Source organism: Flavobacterium sp. CF108 (assembly GCF_900129795.1).
Lineage (GTDB): Bacteria > Bacteroidota > Bacteroidia > Flavobacteriales > Flavobacteriaceae > Flavobacterium.
Window position 1 is genome coordinate 305,048 of the sequence record NZ_FQWW01000006.1, and the last position, 13,595, is coordinate 318,642.

General features: G+C 33.4%; 10 protein-coding genes. 6 read left to right on the forward strand and 4 right to left on the reverse strand.

Annotated features, from left to right (window positions below):
- Positions 1-137: 137 nt before the first annotated feature.
- Positions 138-1,346 carry an anhydro-N-acetylmuramic acid kinase gene (locus tag BUE10_RS17650; RefSeq protein ID WP_073487210.1) on the reverse strand — a complete coding sequence of 403 codons (1,209 nt, stop codon included), beginning with the start codon at positions 1,344-1,346 and terminating at the stop codon, positions 138-140.
- Between the two features lie 472 nt (positions 1,347-1,818).
- Between BUE10_RS17650 and BUE10_RS17655 the strand changes: the two genes are divergently transcribed.
- The 3 genes from BUE10_RS17655 to BUE10_RS17665 all read left to right on the forward strand — a co-directional run bounded on the left by BUE10_RS17655 (position 1,819) and on the right by BUE10_RS17665 (position 5,327).
- Positions 1,819-2,373, forward strand: a complete 555-nt coding sequence (locus BUE10_RS17655) for a LemA family protein (protein ID WP_073487212.1) — start codon at positions 1,819-1,821, stop codon at positions 2,371-2,373.
- The gene (locus BUE10_RS17660) at positions 2,373-3,329 is read left to right on the forward strand and encodes a DUF3137 domain-containing protein (protein ID WP_073487214.1); all 957 of its coding nucleotides are present in this window, start codon (positions 2,373-2,375) and stop codon (positions 3,327-3,329) included. The genes BUE10_RS17655 and BUE10_RS17660 overlap by 1 nt, the downstream gene beginning before the upstream one ends.
- A 288-nt stretch (positions 3,330-3,617) precedes the next feature.
- Entirely contained in the window at positions 3,618-5,327 is a 1,710-nt protein-coding gene (locus BUE10_RS17665) for an AIPR family protein (protein ID WP_073487216.1), read from the forward strand.
- Positions 5,328-5,510: 183 nt separating this feature from the next.
- Here the strand turns inward: BUE10_RS17665 and BUE10_RS17670 are convergent, their stop codons facing one another.
- Together BUE10_RS17670 and BUE10_RS17675 are read right to left on the reverse strand one after the other, a co-directional pair.
- Positions 5,511-6,059, reverse strand: a complete 549-nt coding sequence (locus BUE10_RS17670) for an REP-associated tyrosine transposase (RefSeq protein ID WP_073487218.1) — start codon at positions 6,057-6,059, stop codon at positions 5,511-5,513.
- Positions 6,060-6,247: 188 nt separating this feature from the next.
- Positions 6,248-6,481, reverse strand: a complete 234-nt coding sequence (locus tag BUE10_RS17675) for a hypothetical protein (protein WP_073487219.1) — start codon at positions 6,479-6,481, stop codon at positions 6,248-6,250.
- 280 nt (positions 6,482-6,761) lie between these two features.
- Here BUE10_RS17675 and BUE10_RS17680 point away from each other — a divergent pair, with 280 nt between their 5' ends.
- Complete coding sequence (locus BUE10_RS17680) at positions 6,762-7,013, forward strand: hypothetical protein (protein WP_073487221.1); 252 nt, start codon at positions 6,762-6,764, stop codon at positions 7,011-7,013.
- A 265-nt stretch (positions 7,014-7,278) separates the two neighbouring features.
- Here BUE10_RS17680 and BUE10_RS17685 read toward each other — a convergent pair whose 3' ends face one another.
- On the reverse strand, positions 7,279-7,962 hold the full coding sequence (locus tag BUE10_RS17685) for a hypothetical protein (protein WP_073487223.1): 684 nt from the start codon (positions 7,960-7,962) through the stop codon (positions 7,279-7,281).
- A gap of 352 nt (positions 7,963-8,314) precedes the next feature.
- Here BUE10_RS17685 and BUE10_RS17690 point away from each other — a divergent pair, with 352 nt between their 5' ends.
- Both BUE10_RS17690 and BUE10_RS17695 read left to right on the forward strand, forming a co-directional pair.
- Complete coding sequence (locus BUE10_RS17690) at positions 8,315-11,221, forward strand: FAD-binding and (Fe-S)-binding domain-containing protein (RefSeq protein ID WP_073487224.1); 2,907 nt, start codon at positions 8,315-8,317, stop codon at positions 11,219-11,221.
- 373 nt (positions 11,222-11,594) lie between these two features.
- On the forward strand, positions 11,595-13,526 hold the full coding sequence (locus BUE10_RS17695; RefSeq protein ID WP_073487226.1) for an amino acid permease: 1,932 nt from the start codon (positions 11,595-11,597) through the stop codon (positions 13,524-13,526).
- Positions 13,527-13,595 lie beyond the last annotated feature (69 nt).

A 13,595-nucleotide genomic window follows, 5' to 3' on the forward strand; every position in this document is an offset into this window, starting at 1 on the left:
CAATTTTTTATTCTCAAAGCATTAAAAAATAATTCGTGATAATTCGTGTAATTCGTGGCAATCATTTTTTGTAGCCACAGATTAAAAGGATTATTTGGATTAATCTTTTTAATCCTTCTAATCTGTGGCAAACTTTATTAATCTGGAAAAGAAATTTTCCCCATTGTTACTGAGGGAATTCCTTTTTTAGATCCAAAATTATAATTTCCTCCCGCTACGGTTTCATTAGCCAAAACGGCAAATAAAACGGCTTCTTTTGCATCGCCTGAAATTCCGAGAACATCGCTTTTCTCAAATTTACAAGGCAATAATTCCTGTAACCAGCTCACCAATAACGGATTTCGTGCGCCTCCGCCTGACATATAAACTGTAAACTCTTCGATTGGAGTTTTAGTATTTTGTACAACAAACAAAACCGCTTCGGCAATTGTCTCGGCACTAAGTCGTGTTAAAGTCGCAAGCAAATCTGGTGCCGAAATGTTTTCTAAACCTAATTTCACCAAAGCCGAGTTCACAAATTCATGGTTGAATAATTCCTGGCCAATTGTTTTTGGAAAACTTTTTTGGAAGAAAGCATTGCTTTTTAATTCGCTTAAAAGTTCCTGATTTACGGTTCCGCTTTTGGCGATTTCGGCATCTTTATCGTAACTTTTTTCAGGGAAATACTGTTTGGTGCAAATATCGATTAACGTATTTGCGGTTCCCGTATCGGTTACAAAAACCTCTTCGGCGTTTTGTGAAGCTGGTAAATAAGTGAAATTTGCGATTCCGCCCATGTTAAGCATGATTCGGTTTTCATCTTTTTTACTGAATAACAAATAATCTCCATAAACAGCCAAAGGCGCGCCTTCACCGCCCGCAGCAACATGTTTTTGCCTAAAATCAGATAAAGTTATAATTCCGGTTTTTACCGCAATATGATCGCCGTCGCCAATTTGTAAAGTCGCATTTGGAAATTTTTCCTGCTGATGTAAAAACTTTGGCGCATGCAAAACCGTTTGTCCGTGCGAAGCGATTAGATCAACTTCATTTGAAGAAATATTCCATTTTGAAAGACAATCGTTAATCATTCCGGCATGCAAGTCTGCAATCCATTCGTTGAGTAAAACCAAATGCTGAAAATCGATTGTTTTTTTAGCAAACACTTTTCTGATTTCGGTTTTAATATCTTCGCTGTAATCGATGGTTTCAAACTGCTCGATTTTGACAAGCGTGTTTCCGCCTTCGCCAGAAATTTGACAAAGAGCCAAATCGAGTCCGTCGAGTGAAGTTCCAGACATTAAACCTACTATTTTTCGAGTCTCTTTTTGAGCAATTTCGTAAAGAGCGCTTATATTTTTATTCATTAATAATGATGTTTTAAAAAAGCATTTTATTTGGAAACGCTAAAATGGGATTTTTTACATATAAATATAAGTAAACTTTGAGATTTATTTTTTGAATGTTGAGTGTAAATGTTTTGTAAACACATAGAGACATAGTTTTTCTTTGTGGGTAAAGGCATTTCACTTTTTTAAAACAAACATAGATAGAGGTTTTTTAAACCGAATAATAACATTGTATTTTAATATAGCCAGTGGTTTCAACCACTGGAAACGTATTGTGAATCATATTGTGTCCAAGTGGTTGAAACCACTTGCTATGTTTAAAAAAGAAATGAGAATATTATGCAGCTATGTGTAAAATCTTGATTTTATTTAATCCTTTTATTCACTCCCAAAAAACTATGTTTCTATGTGTTTAAATAAAAACACAATGCTAAACAAAACTTATTTCTGTTTTTATATATTTGTTTTCAAACTAATTAAAATTTAAACCATGATTGTTGTTATTATCCTTTTTGTTTTCATCATAATAGGAGTGTTCATTTACAATTCGCTTATCGAAAAAAGAAATCAGGTTACAAATGCTTTTTCGGCAATTGATGTTATGCTGAAAAAACGTTTTGATTTGATTCCGAATTTGGTTGAGATTGTAAAACAATACACTAATTATGAACAAAGTACCTTAACTAAAATCGTAGAACTTCGTTCAAGAGCAACTTCAGGTTCTTTAACCGAGGCCGAAAAAGCAAGTTTAGATACAGAATTAAGCACCGCTGTAAAGGGTTTAATGGTTACGGTTGAAAATTATCCAGACTTAAAAGCAAATACAAATTTCTTAAACTTACAAAGTACTTGGACAGAAAGCGAAGAACAAATCGCTGCGGCCAGAAGAACATATAATGCTTCGGTTACGAGTTATAATAACGCTATTATGATGTTTCCGGGAAATTTGTTTGCTGGAATGCTGAATTATACTAAAATTGATGTTTTAGCAACGCCAGAAGAAGAGCGTAAAAATATTAGTGCAAAAGAACTTTTCAATAATTAATGGATTCAGAAATTAGTAACAATTCAGCCTTGCAAGAGGTTTTGAATACATTAGAAGTTGAGAGAAAAAAAATAGCCGAAACCTATAAAACTACCTATATTTTATTTGGTCTTGCCATTGTATTTATGATAATTGGTTTATTGATTAGGTTTCCGACTTTAGGTTTTCTGGGATTTGCCGTTTCTGCCATTACTGGCATCGTAATGCATTTTAGAATTGGCGACGATGTTAAGAAATACAAAATGGCTTATAAAACCAATGTTGTAGGATCTGCATTAAAAAATATCAACGAAAGTTTGACGATAACGCCGCAAAACGGACTTCCGGAATATGAGTTTAGAAGTTCGGAACTTTTTACAACCGAATCTGATCGTTATAAAACACAGGATTTAATAAGCGGAACAAACGATAAAACTTCTTTTTGGTTTGCCGAAGTTCACGCCGAATACAAAACCGAAACAAGCACAAAAAACGGAACCCGTACACAATGGCATACTATTTTTAAAGGAATTGTTTTTGTGGCCGATTTTAATAAAAACTTCAATGTTTCGACAGTTGTTCGCCCAAAAGATTTTGGAAATGCTATTGGTTCCTGGTTTTCTAAAAATGTTTTTAGTTTTGGAAATACCGATGTGATCGAATTAGAAAACATCGATTTCAGCAATAAATTTGTAACCTATTCGAGTAACCAAATCGAAGCGCGATACATTTTAACGCCTGCCATGATGGAAAGAATTCTGGATTTAAATGGTAAATGCGACGAAACGATTTCGGTTTCGTTTATACATTCTAAAATGTATATTGCTTTTCCATTGTCCGAAAATTATTTTGAAGCGCCTATTCATTCTTCACTTTTAGATCCCGATTTACTTTCCGGCGATCTTTCGATTGTGAAATTCATGCATGATATTGTTCATGAACTGGATTTGAATACTAGGATTTGGGGGAAGGAGTAGAGGTTTTTTATAAAATATTTTTAAGCCGTTTAATAGATTTTGATTTGATCGAGATTTATTGAGTGGTTTTCTCTTTTATGTAATTCAGGTATAAATACGTGGCAATTGGGAATAGTTAATTGATATTTTTGAGTCTATAGAAGTTTTAAAATTATGGACTATGGTTTTTCCACAATTTATTATTCTTTATTTGATACAAATTTGTACTGTTATAATTTGAAATTTCTAGAGAATAATGAAAACTATTAATAATAAGTTTTTTAGGATTTTAAACAAAAAATATTAAAAATGGATATAAGACAACAAATTGTTCTAGATCAAATTGAAAAATTAAATGAAACTTTAGTTTTAAAAAATGAAGATAAAGCTTTTCAGATATTTGCACATAGTTTATTTACAGACAATAGTGTATATTCATTTGATCCAAATGACGATGTTGATGGAGGACAAGATAAACAAATTGATAATATAACGATAGATCAAAAAGACGGAGAAGGAACAATATATATAACACAAGTGAAAAATGAAAATTCTTTCTCATCTAATTCCTTAATTCAAATTAGAAATGGACTTAATTGGATTTTTAATCAAAAAAAAGCAAGTATACATAGTTTAACTAATGTAAAATTTAAGGATAAAATATTTGAATGCAAAGATTTAATTAATTTGGTTGGTCCATCAAATATAAATGTTGAGGTCGCATATATATCAAATAGTTTATCAACAAATATTTCAGATGAATGTATTCAAGAGCTTAATAATATTTTGGAACAATTCGATAATGAAACTTTTTCATCTTTTTCTTTTGAGATGATTGGCGCTATAGAAATTGTAGATAGACTTAACTCACAAGAAAAGAAAAATAAAAAGATTAATGCTAACATTAAAATTAAATATGATGCAAATTCACCATCGCTAATTAAATATCATTCTTATGGATTGAAAGGGATTATATGTACAACTACGGCAAAAGAAATTGCGAGAATAGTAAATGATGATGATAAAGGATTTGTTTTTGATTTAAATGTTAGAAAATATTTAGGAAATCTTGGAACGGTTAATAAAGATATAAAAGAAACTTGCTCTGATGAAGAAATGAGTTATCTTTTTTGGTTTTTAAATAATGGAGTAACAATAGTTTGCGATAAAGTCGATCCAGTCACTGATCCAGATAATCCCCATATGAAAATTGAAAATCTTCAAATTGTAAATGGATGTCAAACTTCATCATCTTTAGCAATTGCAGAAAAGGAAGGATTACTTCAAGAAAATGCAAATGTAATTCTTAAAATATTTGAAACATCAGATTTATCTTTAGTTGATAAAGTTGTGTTGACTACAAATAATCAAAATAAAATTACAAATAGAAATTTAAGGGCAAATGATAAAATACAAAGAGATTTTGAAAGAGCCTTTGAAATTCATGATTATTTTTATGAACGCAAACCGAGGCAATATAATGATAAGGATGTTTCAAGAATAATTCCCAATGAAATTGCGGCAACTTCTTATTTAGCAATTGTTTTAAAAAGGCCATCGGACGCAAGAAGTAGAAAATATAAAATTTGGAGCGATTATTATGATAGTATATTTAAAACAATACCTATTCAATCGTTTATAATAAGTTATCTTATAAAAAATAAGACAGCTAATTTTATAAATTCTTCTAATTATGTTCTAAGCAAGAACGAAATAGAAAGATATCTTGCTAAAAATGCTCAATTTCATTTGGCTCGTATGACTTCATTTATATGGAGAAAATCCGATAATTGGACATTAAATAACGAATTAGAAAAAAATCTAAAAGAAATAGAATTAAATATAAATCTATTAGATCAATATATTGAAACTGCTTTAAGTGATTTGGTTGAAATTCTTGAAAAAAATCCTACTCTGAAATCAGATTTAAATAATACTCTAAAATCTTCCTCTTTTGATAATTTAATAAGTGCAGAATTATATAAAAAATATATTGCTAAACAAAAAGGTGATGAGTAATAACTTTGTTAATTAATAAATCCCAGCTAGCACGAGCGTCCCGCTCGTGCCCGCACAGAACATCAATTAATATCAATTTCTAAAACAGTTTGATCATTATTGCCATAGTTTCTTGCGGAACTATATTTCCAATCTACTGCCCCCCGCTAGCGCGAGCGTCCCGCTCGTGCCCACACAGAAACATCAATTAATATCAATTTCTAAAATAGTCTGATCATTATTTCCGTAGTTTCGAGCTGAACTATATTTCCAATCTATCGAATTAGTAACAAAACCAGTTTCAAGAGGATTGTTATGAATATAGTTTAGCTTTTGCTCAAAAACTTTTAGAGACCAAATTTCTATAGGTTGATTATTTTGCTGCCAAAACTGCCTGAATTTCACATTACTATTCTTCTTTCCGGCTCTTTCAAACATCCATAGCATCCATTCTTTTCTGCTTTCTTGCGGATTTTCTTCGATTGTTTTAAGCAGTTTTCTTGAAGTAAATCCTTTAAAGTCTCTTATCAATCCTGAAGGATCTCCACTTCCGGATCTGAAAATTAAATGAATATGACTTGGCATTATACAATATCCATAAATTTCCATTGATTTATGTTTGCGACAATAATCTAGAGATTCGATGATTGCTCCAAAATATTCTTCTCTTGTAAATACATCTATCCAATAAACTGTAGCAAAACTGATAAAATATGCTCCAGTTTTTTCTCCAAATTTATATTTTCTGCTCATTTGTTTTTTATCTAATGCTGGAAATACTTTGCGGGCACGAGCGGGACGCTCGCGCTAGCGTCTTAAAATAGTTCTCAAAATCAAGAACCTCTCTGCTGGCGCGAGCGTCCCGCTCGTGTCTACAAAGTTTATCAATTACTAAAAGAGAAAACCTCGATTTTGAATTCGAGGTTTTGCTTTTAAAATTCTCACTCCAAATCCAAATAAGGATTTAAAGTTTCAGCTAATTCATTGAGCCAGTAAAAACTATCTCTTAATTTGTTGATTTCGTTTTGAAGTTCTTCGTGTTCGCTTAAAACACCTAATGCAAGTGTGAAATTTACCTGCCTTAGTGTTTTAGCCATTTCTTCAGGTTCAATTCTTTCGTTGAAAAAATTCAAAAGCCTGATTTGGGTTTCTTTTGAAAGTGTGTTTTTACTCATATTGTTGTAGTTTTAGAATAAAAAACCCTTGTAAATTAGTGCTTCTAACGCCTACAACAGCGCTTACGGCCGTTTCCGATACCGCACACATAATACAAGGGCAAATCTTATTTCGTTCTTAATGTTGTAGTTTAAGAATTGTAAATGTATCAAAAAACAACAATAAAAAGTAAGAAAAATAATATATTTTATTAAGGCTTAAAAATGAGCTAAATAGACTAAACAATCTCTACGAGGTAAATATAAAACGTTATTTTTACAAATGAGAATATTCAAATAAATGAAATATATACAAGACGAAAATATTTTAAAGATAATTGCTGGAATCATCTTTTGTGGTTTTTTAATTTGGTGGATTAGATCAGGAGATATAAAAGAATCTAAAAAACTAGAAGAAGAAGGTTTAGAAATGAATTCAATTACTAAAATGCGAAGTTGGAGAGTTTATATTATTGCAGGAATTGGATTAATTGTTTTTTTATTTGAAGTTTTGAAACGACTTTATTTATATTTCACTAAAATCTTCTTATGAAAACGAGATTTCTAGCCCTAATGGAAGCGGCATCCTTTTGTGGCGGGGTTCGCCACAAAAGATATAGCGGACAGCAGGAAATAGCTCCTAAAAAATAAAATTCCAATTTTTTAAGTATCAAATTCCAAAACGAGAAAATTTACGTTTCCATTAGCCTTCGACTTCGCTCAGGGTGACAATTGTGTTTGTGAAATTGTAAAGTTTTCATAAGCCTTTTCCCGATAGCTATCGGGATGGCTCAGGATGACAATTGGGTTAAAGAGATTTATTTCTTTTTAAATTTATACTCTCGTTTGTTGCTTTTTGGGTTGAGATCGACAAATTCGTATTCTTCAAAATCTTTAAAATTGGTTTTAAAGAAATCTGTTGCTTTTTCGAGCGACCAGGATTTAGGATAATAAAAACCGTCAAATTCAGCATTTTGAAGAAGAAGCTCAAAATCATGTCTGAATTCGTCGGCTCCGGAATAGGTTAAAGCAATTTTTCCAGTCCATTCAATATCATATTTGTTTTGTGCGGTTTCTGTGATTTTTATTCTATGATTGGCGCAAGTATCGTGTCCTAATAAATAAATCCCGAATGCGATTTCATCATAATCAAAATCATCATCAAGAGGAAAAGTGTCTGCCAATAAATCATCTTTTATAAAATCATTGAAAACAGCTTTTTGTGAAGTTTTATTGATTTTAATTCCATAATCTCCCCAATGTGTTGAAGACATAGTACATTGATGAAAATTGCCCCAGACTCCTTTTGAATACCAGTCACCTTTAAATTCTTCATCGTCGTCTTCGGATTGATCTTCGGCATAATAATCATCTGTTTTTAAATGAAAATCAAACCAAATCGATTCATCTTCTTCGATTCTTCCGTTCCATTTAAATTGTTCTAAAGTGTGACCATTTGGATATGGATTTCCTAAAAAATAGATTCTGTTTGGCTGGTTCATATATTGGAGATTTGTAACTCAAATATAAATTTCAATTTTTGAAATACCAAATTCTAAAAGGCTGTATTGAAATATTGGTTTCAAAAGCCTTCGACTTCGCTCAGGGTGACAATTGGGTATAAATTCCAATCCTGAAGTTTCGGGATAAATTCCAAATTCTAAGGGGGGTATTAAAAATATATGTTTTATGAGTCTTCGACTTTGCTCTGGGTGACAATTGGGTTTATAAAGGCCCAAGAAAAGAAAACCTTTGCTGCTGTGTCAATTTGTATCTTTGTACCTTATAAAAACACCTAAAAAAGAAGTATTTTTGTAACTCAGGATCATGAATTTTAGACAAAAATAAGTCAGAATGTCAATAAATAAGGAGTTACAAGAATTAGCCGCATCGTTAGAAGGCACACTTTTATACGATGATCTTCATAAAACACTATATTCTACAGATGCATCGGTGTATCGAATTCGGCCAAATGCGGTGGCTTTGCCTAAAACAACCGCAGATATCAGTAATTTAATTCGTTTTGCGGCACAGCATAATATTTCGATTACGCCCAGAACTGCCGGAACTTCACTTGCCGGACAAGCAGTTGGAGACGGACTTGTAGTCGATGTTTCGAAACATTTCACCAAAATATTAGGTTATAATGCCGAGAAAAAAACGGTTACGGTTCAGCCCGGCGTTATTCGCGATGAACTGAATTTATATTTAAAACCGCACGGCGTATTTTTCGCACCCATTACATCAACTTCAAACCGCGCTATGATTGGCGGAATGGTTGGAAATAATTCATCTGGAACAACTTCGATTCGTTATGGTGTTACGCGTGATAAAATTGCTGAGGTAAAAGCGATTTTAAGCGATGGAACAGAAGTGGCTTTTGGCGAATTGACTTCGGCCGAATTTATCGAGAAAACCAAAGGCGATTCTTTAGAAAATAAAATTTATAAAAGCGTTTACGATGAACTTTCGGTAAAAGAAATTCAGGCAGAAATTATAAAAGAGTTTCCGAAACCGGAAATTCACAGACGAAATACTGGTTATGCCGTTGATATTCTGCTAAGATCAGAATTATTTGGCGGAACTGAACCAACAATAAATCTCGGAAAATTACTTTGCGGAAGCGAAGGAACTTTGGCTTTTACAACCGAAATCACTTTAAAAGTTGACGATTTACCGCCAGCACACAGTATTATGGTCGTTGGACATTATCATACAATTCAGGAATCTCTGGAATCTGTTGTAGTGGCGATGAAACATCATTTGTATACTTGCGAAATGATCGATGACACGATTTTAGATTGTACGAAAACGAATCGTGAACATATTAAAAATAGGTTTTTCTTAGTTGGTGAACCAAAAGCGATTATGCTTTTTGAAGTGGCGTCTCATACTTTAGAAGATGCAGAAAATCAAGCCAATGCTTTAATTGCTGATTTAGAAAAAAACAACTTTGGTTATGCGCTCGTGAAAATTTACGGAGCGGATATTGATAAAGCCAACGAACTTAGAAAAGCCGGACTTGGACTTTTAGGAAGTATTGTAGGCGACAATAAAGCAGCCGATTCTATTGAAGATACAGCGGTTGAATTAAGTGATTTGCCAGCTTATATTGCAGAGTTTTCGGCGATGATGTTACGCCACGGACAGGAAGCGATTTATTATGCGCATGCCGGTGCGGGAGAACTGCATTTGCGTCCTGTTTTGAATTTGAAGAAAACATCAGATTTAAAATTATTCAGAACCATTGCGACGGAAGTGGCACATTTGGTAAAAAAATACAGAGGTTCGTTAAGCGGTGAACACGGCGACGGAATTGTGCGCGGCGAATTTATTCCGTTTATGATTGGCGATAAGAATTACGAACTGTTGAAAAGAATCAAATTAGCATTTGACCCGAATTCGGTTTTAAATATCGGGAAAATTGTCAACGCTTTGAAAATGGACGAAAACCATCGTGTAATTTCTGGAAGGGTAGAACCGGATATTAAAACGTTTCAGGATTTCTCAGATAGTTTAGGAATTTTACGCGCTGCCGAAAAATGTAATGGTTCTGGCGATTGCCGAAAAATGCCATCGGCGGGAGGAGCGATGTGTCCGAGCTATCGTGCGACACGAAACGAGAAAGAAACGACTCGTGCGAGAGCAAATGCGTTAAGAGAATATTTGACGTATTCTGAAAAAGAAAACAAATTTGACCAGAAAGAATTATACGAAGTTTTTGAGTTATGTGTAAGCTGTAAAGCCTGTGCCAGCGAATGTCCGAGTAATGTTGACGTTGCGACTCTTAAAGCTGAATTTTTATACCAATATCAGAAAGCAAACGGATTCTCAACCCGAAGTAAGATTTTTGCCAACAACGCAAAATTGAACAAAATGGGCAGTTTGTTTCCGTCGATCACGAATTTTATTTCGAATCAGTCGTTGGTTAAAAAATCAATGGGAATTGCACCCGAAAGACAAGTTCCGCTTTTGGCGAAAAAGACTTTTAGAAAATGGTATGAAAATAATAAACCAAAAAGCACAGATTTTCCAAATGGACAATTGTATTTGTTTGTTGATGAATTTACCAATTACTACGACGTAAATATCGGGATTGATGCTTTTGAATTGTTGACGAAATTAGGTTACGAAGTTTTAATCGTAAATCACGAAGAAAGCGGAAGAACTTATTTGTCAAAAGGGTTTTTGGAAGAAGCGAAAAAGATAACGGATATTAATGTCAATATATTCAAAGATTTGATTTCGAGTAACACACCGTTAATTGGAATTGAACCTTCGGCAATTTTGACTTTTAGAGATGAATATTTACGATTGGCATCGGATAAAGAAAGTGCGGAACGTTTGTCTCAAAATGCCTTTACAATTGAAGAATTCTTCAAAAAAGAAATCATCGACGGAAAAATAACGCCAAATTCTTTCTCTGAAGAAACGAAAGAAATTAAAATTCACGGACATTGCCATCAAAAGTCATTAAGTTCTGTTGAAGCGACTTTTGCAATGCTGAATCTGCCTAAAAATAATACGGTTACGATTTACAATTCAGGCTGCTGCGGAATGGCGGGTTCTTTTGGCTACGAAAAAGAACATTATAAAGTGAGTATGCAAATGGGAGAGGACACGCTTTTCCCAAAAGTGCGCAACACTGCCGAAAACGTAAAAATTGCCGCTGCAGGAACCAGCTGCCGCCATCAAATTTATGACGGAACAAAAAGAGAAGCACAGCATCCGGTTAGTATTTTGAGGAATTGTTTGAAATGAGAAATAGCACGCGGATGACACGGATTCACTTCGTGAAAACGCGGATGAAAACGGATTTTTTGTTTTATTTTAAGTTTAGCCACAGATTAAAAGGATTAGAATGATTTTTATTTACGCAGATTTTAATTATATCTAATTTAAAATTAAATCTGCGAAATCTGCTTGAAAAATTATTTAGATAAAGATTGAAAAATCATTTTAATCCTTTTAATCTGTGGCAAAAAAACTTTGTGACTTAGTGTCTTTGCAGCAGAAAAAAAACGCCTGTAAAAACAAAATCGTTTTATATATTTGAAATAAGGATAATTTTTGCATTATTTGCAAAATAAAACCATAACAACTGAATTAAATTAATTTATAATACAAAACATATATGGCATTTTCAAGTTTATTCCGAAAGAAAACAGTACAGGATATTCTGAAGCAAGTTGCTCAGAATGAATCAGATGGTCATAATGCGCTAGGGAAACATTTGACGACCAAAGATTTAACTGCTTTTGGAATAGCGGCTATTGTTGGAGCGGGAATTTTTAGTACAATTGGAAAAGCCAGTGCAGACGGCGGACCAGCTGTTATTTTCTTGTTCTTATTTACGGCTTTGGCTTGTAGTTTTGCTGCTTTTGCTTATGCTGAATTTGCTTCGATGGTTCCGGTTTCAGGAAGTGCTTATACGTATTCTTATGTTGCTTTTGGAGAAATAATTGCCTGGATTATCGGATGGGCTTTAATCATGGAATATGCAGTCGGAAATATAACCGTCGCGATATCGTGGAGTGATTATTTTACCGGACTGCTCCAGAGTGGCGGAATTCATTTACCGCAATGGATTCAAATGGATTATTTAACTGCTTCAAACGGATTTAATGATGCCGAAGCTTTAATGCGAGGCGGAAAATCTTTCGAAAATTTAAGTGTCGCTTTACAACAAGCACACACAGCGTGGACAACTGCGCCAACTATTGGATCTTTCCATTTTGTTACTGATATACCAGCATTATTCATTATTATTTTAATTACAGCTTTGGTTTACAGAGGAATGAAAGAATCTCGTAATGCGAGTAACTTAATGGTTGTGGTAAAACTTTGTGTGGTACTTTTAGTAATTGCTGTTGGAGTATTTTATGTAGATACAGCAAACTGGGACCCGTTTGCTCCAAATGGAGTTGGAGGAGTTTTAAAAGGAGTTTCTGCTGTTTTCTTTGCTTATATTGGTTTTGACGCTATTTCGACAACTGCCGAAGAATGTAAAAATCCACAGCGTGATTTACCACGCGGAATGATGTGGGCAATTATTATTTGTACGATTCTTTATATTGCTATCGCCTTGGTTTTAACCGGAATGGTAAAATATCACGAATTAAATGTTGGAGATCCTCTTGCATTTGTTTTCGATAAATTAGACTTAAAATGGATGTCGGGAATTATTGCCGTAAGTGCAGTAGTAGCGATGGCGAGCGTTTTATTGGTTTTCCAAATGGGACAGCCTCGTATCTGGATGAGTATGAGCCGTGATGGTTTGTTACCAAAGAAATTTTCTACCGTTCACCCAAAATTCAAAACACCTTCATTTGCTACAATCGTAACAGGTTTTGTGGTAGCGATTCCGGCTTTATTTTTGAACTTAACAATGGTAACCGATTTATGCAGTATAGGAACTTTATTTGCCTTTGTATTAGTTTGTGCAGGAGTTTTAGTATTGCAAAACAAACCAGATATTCCAAGGGGAAAATTCAAAACGCCTTACGTAAATTCAAAATATATTTTACCGGTTTTAATGATCGCAGGATTGTATTATGCTTTTGCTTTCAACAATAAAGCTACAATGACTTTTATTAATAATGAGACACAGATAAATGATGCAACAACAATCGTAACATCTTTAGATAAAACAGAATCTGAAAAAGTATTCAATTATTTAAAAAGCATCGAAGTAAACAATAAAACTGCCGAAACTTCAGATTTAGATCATTTATTAGGGCAATATCAAGATAACGAAACCAAATATGCTGAGGTTGTAAAAGGTTTACCAATTGATGATTCTGCTAAATATGAATCAGGATTTAGTTTATTCAAACACAAAATTCCAATGTGGATATTCTTATTCGTTTTAGTTGGATTAGCTGTTTGGGCTTTCAGAAGAAACTTATCTTTAATTCCGCTTTTAGGATTAATCTGCTGTCTTTATATGATGGCCGAATTAAGCGTTTGGAACTGGATTTATTTTACAATTTGGTTATTAATTGGGTTGTTTATTTACTTTACTTACAGTAGAAAAAATAGTAAGTTAAATTTAGCTAAGTTATAAGTTAAGAGTTATAAATTATAAATAAAAAGCCGTCCTGAGATTGTTCAGAACGGCTTTTTATTTTGCTAC